This window comes from Mesorhizobium sp., assembly GCF_004963255.1.
Lineage (GTDB): Bacteria > Pseudomonadota > Alphaproteobacteria > Rhizobiales > Rhizobiaceae > Mesorhizobium.
This window is the reverse complement of record NZ_SUGA01000018.1, coordinates 15,852-33,088: the sequence shown is the minus strand read 5'-3', so window position 1 is coordinate 33,088 and position 17,237 is coordinate 15,852. Positions and strand designations below refer to the sequence as shown.

Sequence of the window (17,237 nt, the reverse complement as noted above, 5' to 3'; positions counted from 1 at the left end):
CATCCCTTTTATCAACGTCGAGGCGGTTGAGGTGACCCCTCCCGCCTCGCTTCGCTCGGCACCCTCCCCTCAAGGGGGAGGGGTACCAGCGCAGGAGCACCCTTGTCCGCCCCACTCATCGAAATGCGCGGCATCACCAAGAGCTTCGGCGCCGTCAAGGCGAACGAGGCCGTCGACCTCAGCGTCACACCCGGCGAAATCCTCGGCCTGCTCGGCGAGAACGGCGCCGGCAAGACGACGCTGATGAATGTGCTGTTTGGCGCCTACGCGCCGGACGCCGGCGAGATCCTGGTCGAAGGGCGGCCCGTCGCCATCCACAATTCCGCCGATGCGCTGGCCGCCGGCATCGGCATGGTGCATCAGCATTTCCACCTCGCGCCGCGCCTCACGGTGCTGGAAAACCTGCTGATCGGCATTCCGGGCAAATCCGGCCGCATCGATCGCGCGCGCGGGCTCGCCCGGCTCACCGAAATCAGCCGGCAGTATGGGCTGAGCCTCGATCCGAACCTGCCGGTGTCGGCGCTGTCGGTCGGTGAGCAGCAGCGGCTGGAGATCATCAAGGCGCTGTTTCGCGGCGCGAAGCTTTTGATCCTCGATGAGCCGACGGCAGTGCTGGCGCCCTCGGAGGTCGATGGCCTGTTCGCCGCCCTGCGCTCGATGGCGGCGCAGGGGCTCGGCATCATCTTCATCTCGCACAAGCTGAACGAGGTCCGGGCGCTCACCCACCGCTGCGTCGTTCTGCGCCACGGCAAGGTCGCCGGCCGCGTCGACCATCCGGCAGAAACCACCTCGGCCGAGATGGCCAGACTGATGTGCGGCCATGAGATCGTGCCGCCGGTCAAGGAGGCTTCGACGCCCGGCGCCGCCGTGCTGACGCTCGACGGCATCTCCACCGCCGGCCATGCCGGCACACCGCTGCGCGACGTCTCGCTTTCCGTCCGGGCGGGCGAGATACTCGGCATCGCCGGCGTTTCCGGCAACGGCCAGCGGGCGCTGGCCGACGTCATTTCCGGCATGCTGCCGCCAGGGGCCGGCGCGATGACGATAGCCGGCAAAACGGTGAAGCAATTCTCTCCGCGCGAGCTGCAGGCGCTTGGCCTCGGACGCATTCCCGAGGACCGGATGACCACCGGACTGGTCACCAACCTGCCTCTAGCCGATTCCATGGTTCTGCCGCGGATCGGCACCGAGGCCTTCAGCCGCAAGGGGCTGCTCAATCCGGCGGCCATCCGCGCCTTCGCCGAAGCGCAGATCAAGGCCTACGACATACGCTGCCCCGGCCCGATGGTGCGCGCCGGCGCGCTGTCCGGCGGTAACCTGCAGAAGGCGCTTTTGGCGCGCGAGCTCGCCTTCGATCCCAAGGTGCTGATCGTCTCGCAACCGACGCGCGGCCTCGACATCGGCGCCGCCCGCTTCATCCATGAGAAATTCCTGGCGATGCGCGCCAGGGGCTGCGGCATCATCGTCATCGGCGAGGATCTCGAGGAATTGCTGATGCTCTCGGACCGTATCGCGGTGATGTATGAGGGCCGCATCGCTGGCACGCTTCCCAGCGCGGATGCCACCGTCGCGAGGCTCGGCCTGATGATGACCGGCGCCGGGCAGACCGAGGAGGCGGCCTGATGTTTCGCCTCGAAGCCCGCACGTCGACACCCGCCTGGTTCAATCTGGCGCTCCCGCTGATCGCCATCGCCGCGACGCTCATTCTGTGCAGTGGCCTGATCGCCATCGCCGGCGCCGGCGTGATCGAGGCCTACGGCGTGATGCTGTCGGCCTCGCTCGGCGACAGCTACGCCATCACCGAGACCCTGGTGCGTGCCGCCCCGATGATCTTCACCGGTCTTGCCGTGGCAATCGCCTTCCGCGCCAAATTCTGGAACATCGGCGCCGAGGGCCAGCTGCTGGCCGGCGCGGTGGCGAGTTGTTTCGTCGGCGCGATCCCGATGCCGGGCACCCTTGCCATGCTTCTGATGGCGCTGGCCGGAGCGACTGCAGGCGCCCTCGTCGCGCTGGTGCCGGCGACGTTGCGCGTCAAATTCAAGGTCGACGATGTGGTGAGCTCGCTGCTGCTCAACTCGGTCATCTATTACGCGCTGATGGCGCTGATCGAAGGGCCGTGGAAGGACACCTTTTCCGGCTATCCGATCTCGCCGCCGATCGAGGATTCCGCCAACTTCCCGGTGCTGATCGAGGGCACCCGCCTCCATCTCGGCGTCATCGTGGCGCTGATCGCGGCACCGCTTTGCTGGTTCCTGATCGCCCGCACCACGCTCGGCTTCCGCATCCGCGTCACCGGCGAAAATCCGGAAGCGGCGCGTTATGGTGGCATCAACGTGCAGCGGGTGCTGCTGTCGACAGCCCTGCTCTCGGGCGCGCTGGCGGGCCTGGCCGGCGTCGGCGAGGTCGGCGGCGTGCACTTCCAGGTGATGAGCGACATCTCGCCGGGCTATGGCTATTCCGGCATCGTCGTCGCCATGCTCGCCCGGCTCAACCCGCTCGGCGTGGTGCCGGCGGCGATCTTCCTCGCCGCTGTCATGACCGGCGCCGAAGCCATGTCGCGCGCAACCGGCGTGCCTGCCTTCCTCAGCGACGTCATCCAGGGCACGGCGCTGCTTGCCATGCTGGTGGCGCTGCTCTTCACCGCCTACCGCATCCGCCGCGTGGGAGCGCAGACATGAGCGCGGTGTTCGAGCAGATTTTCCAGGTCGGCTTCCTCGCCGCCATCGTCCGCATCGCCACGCCGCTCGCTTTCGCGACGCTCGGCGAAATGTTTTCCGAACGCGCCGGCGTGCTCAATCTCGGCATCGAGGGCATCATGTTGCTCTCGGCCATGGCCGGCTTCACAGCCGCGAGCCTGAGTGGCAGCCTGTGGCTCGGCGTGCTCGTGGCGGTGCTTGTCGGCGCCCTCATGGGCGCGTTGCATGCGCTGTTCACCGTGGCGCTGGGGCTGAGCCAACATGTCTGCGGCATCGGCGTGACCTTGTTCTCATCCGGTCTCGCCTATTTCCTCTACCGGCTGATCTTCGGCCAGCAATCGGTGCCGCCCAGCATCGACGGCTTCAAGCCCGTGCCGATCCCGCTGCTCTCGGACATACCGATCCTGGGGCCGGCCGTGTTCAACCAGTTCACGCTGGTCTATATGGCGATCATCGCCGTTCCGCTCGCCGCCTTCGTGCTCTACCGCACGCCCTGGGGGCTGTCGGTGCGCATGGTCGGCGAAAACCCACGCGCGGCGGATTCGGCCGGCGTCAGCGTGATGGCCACCCGGTTCCAGGCGGTGATCCTCGGCGGCGCGCTGATGGGGCTTGCCGGCGCCTTCCTCACCATGGCGCAGTTCAATGCCTTCACCTTCGGCGTCGTGTCCGGCCGCGGCTGGGTGGCGATCGCGCTGGTCGTGTTCGGACGCTGGGACCCGTGGCGCTCGGCGGGTGCCGCGCTGCTCTTCGCCTTCGTCGACGCGCTGCAATTGAGGATGCAGGCGAGCGGTCTTGGCCACATCCCCTACGAAGCCTTCCTGATGCTGCCCTTCATCTTCACCATCGTCGCCATGGCCTTCATGTCGCGCAACGCGGTCGCACCCTCGGCGCTGCTGAAGCCGTTTCGAAGGGAGGAGCGGTAGGTACGGATTTCCTCGCCCCCGCAAAGCGGGGGAGAGGTGGCCGCGAAGCGGACGGAGAGGGGGCTGCGCCAACGGTCGAATGGTTGCTCCTTCGGCGACGCGTTTGCGCCAAATTCTCGGCCGGTTCCGGCTTCACGCAGGGCATCCCCTCTCCGTTTCGGCTTCCCCGAGCTACCTCTCCCCACTTTCGTGGGGCGAGGAAAAGCCTCAGATCGCCGTGAACGCGTTATCGACAAACAGATGCGCGCCGTTGACGAAGCTGGACTCGTCGCTGGCCAAAAACAGCGCCGCCTTCGCCACCTCTTCCGGCTCGCCGATGCGGCCCTGTTGCGCGGCCATGGCGGCATCGGAGACATCGACGCCGAGCTTGCCGAGATCCGCCACCTCGCGCAGGCCGTGCGGCGTGCGGATGAAGCCGGGGCAGACGGCGTTGCAGCGGATGTTGCGGTCGCGGAACTCGACCGCGACGGCGCGGGCGAACATGTGGCAGGCGCCCTTGGTGGTGTCGTAGAGCACTTCGTTCGGCGTCGCCGCCACCGCCGAGATTGAGGAAGTGCAGACGATCGAGCCGCCGCCTGCGGCGATCATGCCGGGCAGCACCGCGCGCGTCATCAAAAACATCGAGCGGACATTGACGGCATGCAGCCAGTCCCATTCCTGCAGCGTCGTCTCCAGGAAGGGCTTTATCACGATCGTGCCGGCATGGTTGAACAGCACCGTGACCGGACCGAGCTCATCCGTCGCCGCCTTCACCGCCGCCTCGACCTGCGCCTCATCCGAAACATCGGCCACGAAATGCTCCGCCACATGGCCCCGCGCCCGGATCGCCGCCGCGGTCTTGCCGGCCGCCTCGCCATTGCGGTCGATGATCGCCACCTTGGCGCCTTCGGCGGCAAACAGCTCCGAAGCCGCCCCGCCCATCCCCGTCGCGCCGCCCGAAACGATGGCGACCTTGCCCGCCAGCCTTCCACCCATTTTTGTCTCCCTGAATTCCGTGAGTGTTTTAGATGCTATCGCGTCGCGCGGGGAATGGCCAAGCGCCCAAAGGAGGCCGTTTTGCCGCTGAAAGTCCGTGGTTTCCAGGCATTTGTCGGGCAGCCCATGCTCCGCTTGCTCGCGGGATCTTCCACTCTGCAGGAGTACGAATTACCGGAATTGCGCCCTCTCTGAGAACATTCTCCCAAAAATCGCCGAAAAATAGCAATCGACAAAGTCTACTAACTTTATAGATTAAGCCTGAGACGGAGGCCGATATGTCCTATATCCAGAACGCTCAGACCGCTCGCAAGGGCCAAAGGCTGACCGCCGACCAGAGCTGGAGGCCCGCCTATGGCGGTACCTTCGCCTATCTCGTCTTCGCGCTTGCATTCGTGTTCACCGGCGCGGTGGTGCTGGGGTTGATCCCCTGATTTCAAGGCGGGCCGAGACCCGCCGTCAAAACAATCTGAGTTGCGTAACCGGAGTGGAAAGCTGGCCGAGCGCCGGGGCGCTGTCGCGCGCCTGCGTCCTCGGATTTGGTTCAAAAGGCTTTGGAGCGGGGCAAGCCGACGTGATGGAGGAGATGGCAATGCCGATCGAGTTCACGCATGTTCCCGGTAAGGCTGCCAATGGCGGCTTCTTCTATGATTTCGCCGAGACGGCGACCAAACTGTCGCTGATCGAGGATGCCGGTTTCCGCAGGCTGGTGGTCGACGATCCGGCCGGCCTGCTCACCAATATGGACATCGCCGCGCAAACACTCGACCGCACCGGTTCGCTGGAGGTGGTGTTGACGCATTGGGCCGGCGTGATCGAGCCGACGGTGGCGGCAAGGCAGCTTGCCGCGCTCGACCGCAGAGGCGGCGGACGCCTGTCGCTTCGCATGCTGAGCGAGCCGCTGGAAGACAGTGATGCCGAGGCGCGACCGGTTGGCCATAGCGTGGTTTGGCAGCGCATCGACGAATATCTGGTGCTGCTGAAGCGCCTGTGGTCGAACGACAGGCCGTTCGACCATGAAGGCGCCTTCTACAGCGTCAGGGGCGGCTTCGTGCCGCGCAAGGGTCCGCATGGCGCCGATCTCGTCATCCGGCTCGGCGGCCAATCGGGCACCGCGCTGAAAGTGGCCGGCAAGCATGCCGATGTCTTCGAACTGGCCGCCGGCTCGCCGGACGAGGTGCGGCATTTGATCGAGCGTGCGCGCGGCGCCGCCGCCGAGCACGGCCGCGCCGGCAGATTGCGCTTCACGCTGCCGGTCCGCATCCACGCGGACGGCTGGAGCGGAACCCCGGATCACAAGGCGGTCGAGATCGCCGGGCCGCCGGCGCGGATTGCCCTGGCGCTTTTGCCCTATACGGCGCTCGGCATCGAGGAATTCATGATCAGCGGCATCGACCGTCCGGGCGAGATCGCCCGCATTGGGCGCGAGACGATCACGCTGCTCGCGAATTCGCTGGCGCGCCGCGAGGCGGAGGTTCCGCAACCGGGTGCGCTTGCCTCATCCCCCTTTGCGGAACACCGTATAGGCTGAGTCACGGCGTGCCGGAGTACTCCAGCCCGTCCATCACGTAATCCGCGAACAGGAAATCGCGGATGCCGGCGATCCGGCCGTCCTTCCAATCGATGAGGATGAAGTAGCGCGGCGGTCCGTCCGGGCGCTCCGGGCTGGTGACCAGGATGGCGGGCCGGCCTTCGACAAGTCCGGTCGCGAAATGCCAATGCGTTTCGTCGGCGTAGCGGCCGAAATAATTGCCGACATATTCCTTGCCGTCGGCGCGCAGGCGATTGACCAGCTCCAGCTTGACGTCCTCGGCCAAAAGACCACGCAGCGTATCGAAATCCTTGGCGTTGAAGGCGGCCACATAGTCGCCCAAGCGGCGCATGTCCTGCCGGTCGAGCGCCTGACGGGGCGGCGCCATGCGCGGCGCGGCCGCCAGCTTGCGCAAGCCTTCGCGCCCGCGCTGCAGCGCGCCCTTGATCGCCGTGTCGGATGTTTCGAGGATGTCGCCGATCTCCTCCAGGCTGTGGCCGAGCACATCCTTCAGCACGACCGCGCACCGTTGCGCCGGCGGCAGCTGCATCAGCTCGGCAAGGCTCGCCTCGGCGGCGATGCGCGCGTCCAGCGCCGAATTCTCGTCGGCGATCGTGTCGAGCTCGACCTCGCTTTCGCGCCCCCGTGAGCGGGCGCGCTTGCGCAGGAAATCGAGCGCCGCGTTGTGTGCGATGCGAAACAGCCAGGGTTCGGTCCTGTCGGGCATGTCGCCATTCCTGATCGCCACGAAGCCTTTGGCCAAAGCCTCCTGGACGATGTCCTCGCCATCGATGACCGATCCGACCATGCGCGACGCGTAGCGGTGCAGCCTGGCTCTCAGCGAAGCGGCCTCGCGCTCGAAGGCGCGAAGCCGGGGCTCGGTCGCCGCAACGGCCTGATCCTGCGAACCGGTCACGCGTCCTCCTGGTGTTCAACGCCGCCCGTATGGGAATAGATGGTGTGACCCATCATGCTCTCGCCGGCGGCGAGCTCGACGATGCTCTTCATGTAATCGACGAAACGCGGATCGCTGCGAAAGGCAGCGATGTCCTCCGCCGAACGCCATTGCGAGATGTTGGCGACCTTGCTGCCGTCGCCGCCGACGACCACGGATGACGAGAGCGAGCCCGGCTGCTTGCTGAAGAAGTTCCGCGTGCCCTCGGCGAGCATCTTGGCGAGTTCCTGCTGCTTGCCCGGCTTGGCGGCGAAGACGTTGATCAGGGTCACTGTGGTCGACATGGCTTGGCTCCGTTTGTCCTGAGGGCGGAGGCCGTCGCGGCTCTCACACCTGTTACGACCCTCAAGACGAAGGCGGAACCGGAAACGGAATGGTGGGCCGCAAAAATTTCGATGAAACCCCAATAACCTTCAGCGCGCCGCGTCCGCGAGCTGCCGCAACGCGACAATGACGGCCTCCGAGTCCCCCAGCGCGCCGAAGATCCCGTCCTCGACCGTGACCATATGCAGCGCCGCTTCATGCGCATACTGGTCGCCGCTGGCGCAGGCGTCCGAAGTCGTCAGGCACTGGAAATTGCGGTCGCAGGCCTCGCGCAATGTGGTGTGCACGCACACATCCGTCGTGCAGCCGGTGAAAAGCAGATGCGTTATCCCCCGCGCGCGCAGCACCATCTCCAGATCCGTGTAGGTGAAGGCGCTGTTGCAGGTCTTGTCGATGATGATGTCCTGCGGCTTCACGTCGACATCGGCGCAGATCTGGAAACCCGGGCCGGAGCGCAGCAGGACATCGGTGCCGTCGAGGCCGGCCCGCTTGCGGCGCCATTTTTCATAAGGCGTCATGTCGGCCGTGTCGGCGCGGTAGCCTTGCCTTGTGTGGATGACGATGACGCCTGCCGCGCGAGCGGTGGCAATCAGCCGGTTCACCGCCGGCAGGATGGCTCGCAGCGGCGACGGATCATAGCCTTTCCTGGCGAAATAGCCGGTCGGCGACAGGAAATCCTCCTGCAGGTCGATGACCAGCAGCGCCGCATGCTGCGGCTCCAGCCTGCCGTCATAGGGAAAGTCGAACGGTATCGCCTTGATCATCCGCGGTCTCCTTCTTCGATATCGAGCATAGCCTGCCGCGCATGCGGCGGAAGCCCCTGTGGTGACGGCCGGCATGCACGCCGAAGCGATTGAACGCGGCTTTCGCCAGCTTTGTTGGCCTAGATTCCGATCTTAATCTTGACTATCAAAGTCATGTTTCATACTCAGTCGGCGGCGCATGGCGCAAAGCCGTGACCGAGGTTCGCACCAGCCAGCAGACGACCTGCCGGTTCGTGCCATGACAAAGCGAGGACGAGATTTGTCCCGGAGCGTTCTGTTCGCGGCGCTGGCCGCATCCGTGATCTTTTCGGCTGGGATAGCCGTGGCGCAGCAGCAGCCGGCAACACCGCCGGCGACCGGTCCGGCAGCGGCCGCCCCCGCGCCTGCCGGATCGGCCGCCAATCCACCGCAAACGCCGGTTCAAGCCGTGCCGGCCGAGCCGGGCCTCCAACCGGCTCCGAACGGCGCCACGAGCGGGGAGCCTTCCATCTCGCTGGTTCTGCCGCATGACCTGTCGCCCTGGGGCATGTTCATGAATGCCGACATCGTCGTGAAGGCGGTCATGGTCGGTCTGGCCTTTGCCTCTCTCGTCACCTGGACGATCTGGCTTGCCAAGTCGCTGGAAGTCTTCGGCGGCAAGCTGAGGGCCCGCCGTGCCGCCGATGCGATCGGCAATGCCGCGACGCTGATGCAGGCCCGCCGCGAACTCGGCCATAACGGCGGTCCGGGCGCGCTTCTGGTGCGGGCGGCGGAAGAGGAACGCGCGCTTTCGGCAGGCGCGCTCGACCACGTTTCCGGCGACGGCCTGAAGGAACGCGTCGCTTCCAGGCTCTCGCGCATCGAGGCGGCGGCGGCGCGGCGCATGTCGCGTGGCACCGGCCTGCTTGCCACCATCGGCTCGACGGCGCCCTTCGTCGGCCTGTTCGGCACCGTATGGGGCATCATGAACGCCTTCATCGGCATCTCGCAGGCGCAGACCACCAACCTCGCCGTGGTGGCGCCAGGCATCGCCGAAGCACTGCTCGCGACCGCGATGGGCCTTGTCGCGGCCATCCCGGCGGTCGTCATCTACAACGTCTTCGCCCGCTCGATAGCCGGCTACAAACAGATCCTCGCCGACGCATCAGCCGGCGTCGAGCGACTGGTCAGCCGCGACCTCGATTTCCGCACGGTGCCGCCGGCTGCGGCGATGGCGGCGGAGTAGCGACGATGGCGGCGCGCATTCGCGAGACTTCCGGCGAGGATCTCGAGGAAAGCCACGACATCAACGTCACGCCGTTCATCGACGTCATCCTGGTGCTTCTGATCATCTTCATGGTCGCGGCGCCGCTCGCCACCGTCGACGTCAATGTCGATCTGCCCGGATCGACGGCGACGCCGGCGCCGCGGCCCGAGACACCTTTGTTCCTGACGCTGAAAAGCGATCTGACCCTGGCGATCGGCAATGACAGCGTGCCGCGTCCGGCCTTCGCCGGGATGCTCGACAGCCGCACCAAGGGCGACAAGCAGACGCGCATCTTCCTGCGCGCCGACAAGACGGTCGGCTATGGCGACCTGATGGAAGTGATGAACCTGCTGCGGAGCGCTGGCTATCTGAAGGTCGCGCTGGTCGGCGTCGAAACCACGGGCAGTGCCGGCGGACAGGCTGCGCCAGGAACTCCTGCGGCCGGCGCGAACCCGGCTCCGCCACCCGGTGGAAGCCCGGCGCCATGACGGCCGCCGCCCTTTCCCGCCAGCCGCGCTTCGGCCCGCGTGACGCCGGCCTGTGGACGAGCGCCGCCGCGATCATCCTGGCCGCGCATGTCGTGGCCGGCTATGGCCTGCAGCGCTTGAGCTTCGCCGACGCCCAGGACGGCGGTTCGCTGCCCGCGCTGGCGGTCGAGTTGGCGCCGCTGCCTATCGCCCCTGTCAGCGCCGACGATGCCGCCATGCTGGACACGCTGACACCCGATCAACCCGACCCGATCGTCGAGCCAACGGACAAGCCTGTCGAGGCGCATCCCGTGACCGACCCGTCGCCCGAGCCGGTGGTGGAGGAACCCGAGCCCGTAGCGGAGCCGCCGGTCGAGACCGAGAAAGCGGAAGAGATCGAGCAAGCCGAGCCGGCGGACCACAAGATGGCGGCGCTGAGCGGGCAGCAGCCGCTGGAAGAGGTCGTGCCGGCCCCCTTCGAAGCGATCAATCCCGACATCGTCGTCCCATTGCCGGAGCCGAGACCAGTCGAAAGGAACGTCAAGGCGGACAGGCCGATCGAAGCGAAGAAGAAGGTCGATAAGAAGCCGTTCGACAAACCGAGGGAGCGGCCGAAGAAGGAAAAAACGGCGCCCCGGAGAGCATCCATAACAGCCAGCATCGATACAAAGGCGCAGGGCAAGGCGGCTGCCCCCAAATCGACCGGGGCAGCATCGCGGTCCGGCGACAGTTCCAAGTGGAATGCTCAACTGAGATCGTGGTTGGGCCGACATACGCGCTATCCGAGCGCGGCACGTTCCAGACGGGTCGAAGGTGCCGTCAATGTGACTTTTGTCGTTGGCGCTTCCGGCAAGGTGAGCTCCGTCCGGCTGGCGCGTTCCTCGGGCGACCCGGATCTCGATCGGGCCGCGCTGGGTGCCCTTCAAGGAGCGACCGTGCCCGCGCCCCCGCCCGAAAAGGCCGGCACCAGCGTAACGGCGCCATTGTATTTCTATGTTCAGGATTAAAAGAGATCGCCTTCGTGGATGTCATGCTATCGGCGATAGGTGCCCCAAGCGTTCGGCTCTATGTTGATTTGCGCCAAGAGCCTTTTCATCCGAAAGCCCTATGACCATGCTGACCCGTCGCACTCTTCTCAAAACCGCAGCTGTCGCCGGTCTCGCCGGAACCGGTGCCGCAGCCTTCGGCAGATTGACGGGACTCGCCGCGCCCTCGCCCGAGCCGCTGATCCTCAAGACCGCCAGCATCGAGGCGCGGCTGATGGACGGCGCGCCGACGAAGAATGTTCTGACTTATGGCGAGGCAGGCCCGCCACCGGTCGTCAGGATGCGGAAGGGCGAGGCGTTCGCCGCGCGCCTGATCAACGGCATCGATGATCCGACGACCATCCACTGGCACGGTATCCGCGTTCCCAACAAGATGGACGGCGTGCCGTTCCTGATCCAGCCCTATGTCTATCAGGGCGATCATTTCGACTATGCCTTCACCCCGCCCGACGCCGGCACCTTCTGGTACCACCCGCATTGCAACACGCTGGTCCAGATGGGTCGCGGCCTGACCGGCGTGATCGTGGTCGAGAACCCGAAGGACCCCGCCTTCGACGCCGAAATGGTGATCAACCTGCGCGACTGGCGGCTCGGCGACGATGGCCAGTTCATCGAGGCGTTCCGGCCACGCGACGCCGCAAAGGCCGGCACCTTCGGCACGGTGCGCACCGCCAATTGGCTCGACCAGCCGCAATTCGATGCGCCGGCTGGCGGACTGGTGCGGCTGCGCGCCGCCATCACCGACGTCACCCGCATCTACGCCTTCCGCGTCGACGGGGCCGAAGCTGCGGTGATCGCGCTCGACGGCAACCCGGTGCCGCAGCGTTTTACGCCGGACGCCTTGCAGATCGGACCCGGCCAGCGGCTGGAGCTTGCCATCCGTATGCCCGACGAGGAAGGCGCGATCGTCAGCCTGCGCGACGTCCGGGGCACCAAGCCGAAAATCCTGGCGACGCTGCGTTCCGTCGGCAAATCGCTCAAGCACGATCTGCGCGATCTCGGCCCGCTCGAAGTCAATCCGGTGGCGGAGGTGGACCTTTCCAGCGCCAGGCGCGTTCCGCTGGCGCTGAGCGCCACGGCGGAGAACGTTTCGGCCGACAGCATCTGCGGCTCGCTCGGTTACAGTTTCTGGGCGATCAACAAGGTGCCGTGGCCAGGCGACACGCCCGACCCGACGGCGCCGCTCGCCGAGCTGAAGCTCGGCAAGAGCTACATCATCGACATGGAGAACCTGACGCCGCACGCGCACCCGATCCATTTGCATGGCATGAGCTTCAAGGTCCTGTCGTCCTCGACCAGGCCAGTGCAGCCGCTCGTCTCCGACACCTACCTCATCCAGCCCGACGAGAAGGTGCAGCTGGGATTCGTCGCCGACAATCCCGGCGACTGGCTGCTGCATTGCCACATCATCGAGCACCAGAAGACAGGCATGACAAGCTATTTTCGGGTGGTGTGAGCGCATTGGCGCACTGAGCAATTCCGGGAAAAGTGTGAGCGGTTGAGCTCGGCGTCTTCGCCGTAGCCTTCCGTCCGGAATAGCGTAAAATAAAGAGATAACGCGGTTCGCCGTTTCCGTGAAACGGTGAACCGCTCAGACGCGCGGCATTTCCGCGTCTATCTCGGGTTGACGCGTTTGGCCGAGTGCCTAGGTAGGCAGGAGGGCGCTGGGGCGTCACGCAACTCCGACCGACGGCATGACATCCTTGCGTATTCGAAAACTTGCCCTTGTCGCGGCAGGCATCTCCATCCTGTCGTCCTGCGTCATCCCGGACGATACGTCCAGCATCGCCAAGGTCGACCCCACCACGGCTGCCGCCCGCAAGGAGATGGTCGGTCTCAGCGAGGCCGATGTTCGCATGTGCGCCGGCTTTCCGACCGCGGCCGCCGATGTGGGATCATCCGGCCAGATCTGGACCTATCAACGCACCGTGCAGCGCGGCAACCTCAGCATCGCGGTGCCGACCATGGCCGTGGGCGCGATCCCCGCGGTCGGTGGGTCAGTCAATGTCGCTCCCGGCGGCTACTGCAACACGCAGATCCGCATGGTCGGCGGCCATGTCGCCGAGGTGGCCTATGCCGGCGACAACAATCTGCCAAACAGCGTCGATGCGCTCTGCGTCAGCACGGTGGACGCCTGTGTCGCCTATGCGCGCCAACGCAATCACAAAGCGACGGCAATCTCCAGGTGAGTGGAGCGAGGCCGGTCCAAGACTCCGCTTGTGTCAGCGTTCTCCAGGGGCGCCGGGCTCCTTTTCGGAGGCGTTAGGCGAAACATGCCGGCCCCGGTGTCCGAGGGTTTCGGGCGGTGGAGCATCCATCAGGTTTCTCACCTTGGCATTGTTGTGAGCCTGGATAACCGCGCGGCTGAAATGAAGCAGGATCCCGAGCACTGACATTGGCACTTCCTCCATCGAAATGGCTGATATGTCGGTGGCGGGCGCCGGACCATGCGCCTGGTCTGTTTCGCGGAGATGGCTTGGAGGACGCCTGATCGTTTCCAAGTCATGTGCCTGGAAACATTCGCATGCAAAGGATTGGGCTCGCGGCAAATCGTCAGCGAGATCGTGGAACAATCCGCAATTCGGCCGATACGAGGCTCATGGTTAGGCAGGATTCAGTCGGGCGCCGGAAGCATGTATGCTCGACGATACTGATTCTTCCGATCATTTTTGGCTGGTCGATGTGAGAAAAATCGTCGCCGCACTCACCGTAGCTGTCGTTCTTGTCGTCGGGCTGCTTTTCCTTCTGCCCGCGCTGGTTTCGACCGACTGGGTTCGTGCTGAACTAGGCCGGCAATTGTCGTCCGCGACCGGAATGACCATTCGGCTGGACGGGCCTGTCAGGCTGTCGCTGCTGCCCAGGCTGGCGGTGGTCGCGGATGATATCTCGCTCTCGACCGGCGCTGGCGACATCGCGATATCCGCTCCGCGTTTCTCAACGTCGGTAACGCTTTCCTCGCTATGGTCGAAAAAGCTCGAGATACAATCCGTCGCGCTGGCGGATCCGGCAATCGCGCTCAAGGCCTCCGCGAGCGCGGAACCGGACCCGGAACAGAAGGATGTTCAGGCCGATCCGTTCGCGGCGATTGTCGATACGCTCGAGCGGCTGGCGATCAACCAACTGACCATTACGAACGGCACCCTTACCTCAGGCGCATCGCCCCGCAATGCCGCCAAGGTGACGGCAATCGACGCCGACCTGAGGGTTCCGGACCTCGACCGGGAGGTCTCGTTTTCATTGGCCGGCACCAGCAACGGCCGTCGCGTCGACATGAGCGGGAGCCTTTCCGCCTTGAGGCCGATCCTGAAACGACTGCCCGCCCAAATCGCCATCGAGGCGCGGCTCGATCCGGCACCCGTTGCCAAGTTCGATTCCTTGCAGGCGAGCGGCGAGATCCAGCTCAACGGCAATGGCAGCTATCAGATCAAGGGCGGGAAGTTCGAGGTCGGCGACCAGAGCTTCCAGATGGACGCGCTCTTTCAGCCCGGGCCGCGGCATCGCTTCTTCGCCGATCTGGCGGCCAAGCGCGTCGATATCGACGCGCTGAGCGATCTCGGAAACGGCGGTTCCAGCGCGAGCAAAACTGCTGCTGGCTCCGGAGAGCCTGACCTTGCCATGCTGGCCGCTTTCGACGCCGACATCAGCGTGACAATCGATGAGTTGCTCAGCGGCAACATACGGGCTTCCGATGTCCAACTCGCCGCAACATTGCGCGACGGGCATCTCGAGGCAAAGCTGGAGCATTTCGGCCTCGACGCGGGAAACCTCACGGCGAACGCCTCGACGAATGTCGCTGAAACGCCTCCGACCATACGGGGCAATATTGCGAGCTCGGGGCTGGACATCGGCTCGATAGCGAAGCTGGCCGGACAAGCCGTGCCGCTGTCCGGCAAGCTTACGGCCGATATGGGATTCGCTTTTCGTGGGCTTGCCGCGCAACGCATCCACAGCAGCCTCAATCTGCAGGGAACGGTCGGGATACGCGAAGGCAAGCTTCCGCTTGCGGCGCTTGCCGATGCCCAGGACCGGACCGCCAACGACATCACCGGGCTCACTCTTGACGCGAAGCTTCGCGACATCGGCAAGCCGGTCGATGTGACAGGCAAGCTCGCCTGGCGGGGGCAGGCTGTTGCGTTCAAGTCTCAGGTCGCGCCCGCATCCTTTCTGGCCGGCGGCTCCGTTGCCGATGCATCCGGCCCGATCAGCCTTTCGGTCTCCTCCAAATATCTCGAAGGCAGCATAAGCGGCACTGTCGGGGGTGGCGGCACGTTCAAGGGCCAGGTCTCGGCCACATCGCTCTCGGTCGACAGACTGATGCAATGGCTGGGACAAGGCGCTTCCCGCAACCTGCAGGATTTTGCCTTCAAGGGCGATGTCGATGCCGCCCCGACGCAATTCTCCTTCCAGAAGGCCACCATCGCTTTGAACGGCGTCAAGGCGTCGGGGCAAGGCTCGGTGAAACTAGGGGAGCCTCTCACGATCCGGACGTCGCTCAGTTTCGCGAAACTCGACCTTGCAGCGCTCGCCGGCAGCGGTGGAGCCGCGGCCGGCGGCAAGCAGAAACCGGGCGCGGCAACCGACGCGCCGGTCGATCTCTCCTTCCTCAAGGGACTTGATGCCAAAGTGGATATCCAGGCCGACAAGCTCGGCTATGGCAAGGTCTTCGCCGGGCCGGTGGCGACCAGCCTGACGGTGGCGGATGGGAAGGCTCACCTGAACGTGCCGCAAAGCCCCTTCTATGGCGGTACGATCGCCGCGGAGATGACAGCCGACGGTTCCGGCGACGGCGCTTCCCTGGACCTCGACACCGCAATCACCGGCGCGGCCGCGGCGCCCTTGCTGCGTGATGCGGCTGATTTCGACCGCATCGAAGGCACGCTTGAGGCGACGGTCGCGGTTTCAGGCGCGGGAAAGACCACCAAGTCGCTTGCCCGCTCGCTCGGCGGCAAGGCGGCGGCAAAATTCAGCGACGGCGCCTTCCGCGGCATCGACATAGCGGAGGTCTACAACAATTTGGTCGGGCTGCTCGCCGGCGGCTTCAAGCAGGATCAGGCCAAGAAGACGAATTTCACCGCGCTCGGCTCCTCATTCGCGATCGAGAACGGCATCGCGCAGACGACGGACATCAGTCTGCTGGGACCGCTGCTGCGGATGGACGGCTCAGGCACGATCGACCTCGCCGACCAGACGCTCGACATGCGGCTCAACCCCCGCGTCGTCGCTTCGCTTGCCGGGCAGGGCGGCGACATTGCCGTGAAGGGCATCGGGGTGCCGGTCGTGGTCCAGGGCCCGCTCTCCGCGCCTCGGGCCTATCCGGACCTGAGCGCCTTGGCCAAGGACCCGCAGGGCGCGCTGGATATGTTGAGCCGACTTGGGCTGCCGACCGGAAAACTCAATCTCGACAAGCTGATCCCGGGCCAAACGGGATCGAACGGCGACGGGTCCGGCAAGGGAGCGGCGGATCTGATCGGCGATCTTCTGCGCAACGCCGCGCCCCGGCCCAAGGCCCCGCCGGACGCTCCGGCAGCAGCCGTGGCGCCAGACAACGGCAATACGGAAAACGCGGCGCCGCCGCCAAGTTCGAACGCGGGTGGCGAGACCGAAACCGAGGCCGCCGCGCCTGCGGTGGAACCCGCCCCCGTCGACCAGCAAGCCGACCCGCAAGCCGCCCCTGCTTCGCCGGAAGCTCCGAAGAAAGGCGAAATAGACACGCTTCTCGATCAACTGGCGAATTAGCATTGCGGGACTTCGCTCGGTTCACGGAATTGGCGTGGAAGACACCGGTCGCTCTCGACCTCAAGGTTGAAGGCAGGCTTCGAGCGTCCCGGCGCGGTACATCATCTAACGCTCATATGTGCGACCGAAAATCAAAGTGATCTCGGCCGCCGCAAATCGCCCCCAATCAGGACGTTGTTCCGGCCTTGATCTGGAGAGGTTGGAGAGGCCGATGAAATTACCCATTCTTGCCCTTGCCGGGACCATGCTGGCGGTGATGCCGGCGGTGGAGGCGGCGCCGATCATCGGCCGGCCGGCTGGAAATAGCCTGGTGCGGGAGGCGCATGTCACATGCGCTTATCTGACCGATGACGGCTACTGCGTTCGGCCGCACAAAAGGCACCAATACTGGAAGCGGAAACACTATTACCAGCCCGCTTATCGCACCTACGAGCCGCAGCCGCCGGACGAGTATGACTGGCGCTATCAGCGTCCTAGGCCGATTATCCGTGTCGTTCCAAACTACCCGCCGCGGGACGAAGACAACTGGGATGATTGGGACGATTGAGGGCCCGAGGCCGGCCCTTCGGGTGTCAAACGGCCTGCTTGCGTGCCT

16 protein-coding genes are annotated in these 17,237 nt (G+C 65.3%); 12 read left to right on the top strand and 4 right to left on the bottom strand.

Going from position 1 to position 17,237, the window contains the following annotated elements:
• Positions 1 to 102 precede the first annotated feature (102 nt).
• The 3 genes from E5X34_RS19095 to E5X34_RS19085 are packed head-to-tail and all read left to right on the top strand — an operon-like array spanning position 103 to position 3,619.
• Positions 103 to 1,623 carry an ABC transporter ATP-binding protein gene (locus E5X34_RS19095; protein WP_292567827.1) on the top strand — a complete coding sequence of 507 codons (1,521 nt, stop codon included), beginning with the start codon at positions 103 to 105 and terminating at the stop codon, positions 1,621 to 1,623.
• Complete coding sequence (locus E5X34_RS19090; RefSeq protein WP_292567825.1) at positions 1,623 to 2,678, top strand: ABC transporter permease; 1,056 nt, start codon at positions 1,623 to 1,625, stop codon at positions 2,676 to 2,678. The genes E5X34_RS19095 and E5X34_RS19090 overlap by 1 nt, the downstream gene beginning before the upstream one ends.
• Entirely contained in the window at positions 2,675 to 3,619 is a 945-nt protein-coding gene (locus tag E5X34_RS19085) for an ABC transporter permease (protein ID WP_292567823.1), read from the top strand. The genes E5X34_RS19090 and E5X34_RS19085 overlap by 4 nt, the downstream gene beginning before the upstream one ends.
• A gap of 207 nt (positions 3,620 to 3,826) precedes the next feature.
• On the opposite strand, the gene E5X34_RS19080 is transcribed toward E5X34_RS19085, so the two are convergent.
• On the bottom strand, positions 3,827 to 4,594 hold the full coding sequence (locus tag E5X34_RS19080; protein ID WP_292567821.1) for an SDR family oxidoreductase: 768 nt from the start codon (positions 4,592 to 4,594) through the stop codon (positions 3,827 to 3,829).
• 278 nt (positions 4,595 to 4,872) lie between these two features.
• Between E5X34_RS19080 and E5X34_RS19075 the strand changes: the two genes are divergently transcribed.
• Both E5X34_RS19075 and E5X34_RS19070 read left to right on the top strand, forming a co-directional pair.
• The gene (locus tag E5X34_RS19075) at positions 4,873 to 5,028 is read left to right on the top strand and encodes a hypothetical protein (RefSeq protein ID WP_095816548.1); all 156 of its coding nucleotides are present in this window, start codon (positions 4,873 to 4,875) and stop codon (positions 5,026 to 5,028) included.
• 158 nt (positions 5,029 to 5,186) lie between these two features.
• Positions 5,187 to 6,125, top strand: coding sequence for an LLM class flavin-dependent oxidoreductase (locus E5X34_RS19070; protein WP_292567819.1), 939 nt, complete (start codon positions 5,187 to 5,189; stop codon positions 6,123 to 6,125).
• A 1-nt stretch (position 6,126) separates the two neighbouring features.
• Here E5X34_RS19070 and E5X34_RS19065 read toward each other — a convergent pair whose 3' ends face one another.
• From E5X34_RS19065 to E5X34_RS19055, 3 genes are all read right to left on the bottom strand, one after another.
• Positions 6,127 to 7,041: a sigma-70 family RNA polymerase sigma factor gene (locus E5X34_RS19065; RefSeq protein ID WP_292567817.1), complete on the bottom strand. Its 915-nt coding sequence runs from the start codon at positions 7,039 to 7,041 to the stop codon at positions 6,127 to 6,129.
• Positions 7,038 to 7,364 carry an antibiotic biosynthesis monooxygenase gene (locus E5X34_RS19060; protein WP_292567815.1) on the bottom strand — a complete coding sequence of 109 codons (327 nt, stop codon included), beginning with the start codon at positions 7,362 to 7,364 and terminating at the stop codon, positions 7,038 to 7,040. The genes E5X34_RS19065 and E5X34_RS19060 overlap by 4 nt, the downstream gene beginning before the upstream one ends.
• A 129-nt stretch (positions 7,365 to 7,493) precedes the next feature.
• Positions 7,494 to 8,168: an isochorismatase family cysteine hydrolase gene (locus E5X34_RS19055; protein ID WP_292567813.1), complete on the bottom strand. Its 675-nt coding sequence runs from the start codon at positions 8,166 to 8,168 to the stop codon at positions 7,494 to 7,496.
• 259 nt (positions 8,169 to 8,427) lie between these two features.
• On the opposite strand from E5X34_RS19055, the gene exbB reads away from it, so the two are divergent.
• The 7 genes from exbB (at position 8,428) to E5X34_RS19020 (ending at position 17,189) form a co-directional block, all read left to right on the top strand.
• On the top strand, positions 8,428 to 9,372 hold the full coding sequence (exbB, locus tag E5X34_RS19050) for a tonB-system energizer ExbB (RefSeq protein ID WP_292567811.1): 945 nt from the start codon (positions 8,428 to 8,430) through the stop codon (positions 9,370 to 9,372).
• A gap of 5 nt (positions 9,373 to 9,377) precedes the next feature.
• Positions 9,378 to 9,881 carry a TonB system transport protein ExbD gene (exbD, locus tag E5X34_RS19045; protein WP_292567809.1) on the top strand — a complete coding sequence of 168 codons (504 nt, stop codon included), beginning with the start codon at positions 9,378 to 9,380 and terminating at the stop codon, positions 9,879 to 9,881.
• On the top strand, positions 9,878 to 10,867 hold the full coding sequence (locus E5X34_RS19040) for an energy transducer TonB (protein ID WP_292567807.1): 990 nt from the start codon (positions 9,878 to 9,880) through the stop codon (positions 10,865 to 10,867). The genes exbD and E5X34_RS19040 overlap by 4 nt, the downstream gene beginning before the upstream one ends.
• Positions 10,868 to 10,967: 100 nt before the next feature.
• Entirely contained in the window at positions 10,968 to 12,362 is a 1,395-nt protein-coding gene (locus tag E5X34_RS19035) for a multicopper oxidase family protein (RefSeq protein WP_292567805.1), read from the top strand.
• Between the two features lie 238 nt (positions 12,363 to 12,600).
• Entirely contained in the window at positions 12,601 to 13,095 is a 495-nt protein-coding gene (locus tag E5X34_RS19030; RefSeq protein WP_292567803.1) for a hypothetical protein, read from the top strand.
• Positions 13,096 to 13,543: 448 nt separating this feature from the next.
• Positions 13,544 to 16,642, top strand: coding sequence for an AsmA family protein (locus E5X34_RS19025; protein WP_292567801.1), 3,099 nt, complete (start codon positions 13,544 to 13,546; stop codon positions 16,640 to 16,642).
• Positions 16,643 to 16,853: 211 nt separating this feature from the next.
• The gene (locus E5X34_RS19020; protein ID WP_292567799.1) at positions 16,854 to 17,189 is read left to right on the top strand and encodes a hypothetical protein; all 336 of its coding nucleotides are present in this window, start codon (positions 16,854 to 16,856) and stop codon (positions 17,187 to 17,189) included.
• Positions 17,190 to 17,237 lie beyond the last annotated feature (48 nt).

Coding starts and splice junctions, on each gene's coding strand:
- E5X34_RS19040 (WP_292567807.1), top strand. CDS start 9,878: ATGACGGCCGCCGCCCTTTCCCGCCAGCCGCGCTTCGGCCCGCGTGAC.
- E5X34_RS19025 (WP_292567801.1), top strand. CDS start 13,544: ATGCTCGACGATACTGATTCTTCCGATCATTTTTGGCTGGTCGATGTG.
- E5X34_RS19055 (WP_292567813.1), bottom strand. CDS start 8,168: ATGATCAAGGCGATACCGTTCGACTTTCCCTATGACGGCAGGCTGGAG.
- E5X34_RS19060 (WP_292567815.1), bottom strand. CDS start 7,364: ATGTCGACCACAGTGACCCTGATCAACGTCTTCGCCGCCAAGCCGGGC.
- E5X34_RS19075 (WP_095816548.1), top strand. CDS start 4,873: ATGTCCTATATCCAGAACGCTCAGACCGCTCGCAAGGGCCAAAGGCTG.
- E5X34_RS19020 (WP_292567799.1), top strand. CDS start 16,854: ATGAAATTACCCATTCTTGCCCTTGCCGGGACCATGCTGGCGGTGATG.
- E5X34_RS19090 (WP_292567825.1), top strand. CDS start 1,623: ATGTTTCGCCTCGAAGCCCGCACGTCGACACCCGCCTGGTTCAATCTG.
- E5X34_RS19080 (WP_292567821.1), bottom strand. CDS start 4,594: ATGGGTGGAAGGCTGGCGGGCAAGGTCGCCATCGTTTCGGGCGGCGCG.
- E5X34_RS19035 (WP_292567805.1), top strand. CDS start 10,968: ATGACCATGCTGACCCGTCGCACTCTTCTCAAAACCGCAGCTGTCGCC.
- E5X34_RS19030 (WP_292567803.1), top strand. CDS start 12,601: ATGACATCCTTGCGTATTCGAAAACTTGCCCTTGTCGCGGCAGGCATC.
- E5X34_RS19070 (WP_292567819.1), top strand. CDS start 5,187: ATGCCGATCGAGTTCACGCATGTTCCCGGTAAGGCTGCCAATGGCGGC.
- exbD (WP_292567809.1), top strand. CDS start 9,378: ATGGCGGCGCGCATTCGCGAGACTTCCGGCGAGGATCTCGAGGAAAGC.
- E5X34_RS19085 (WP_292567823.1), top strand. CDS start 2,675: ATGAGCGCGGTGTTCGAGCAGATTTTCCAGGTCGGCTTCCTCGCCGCC.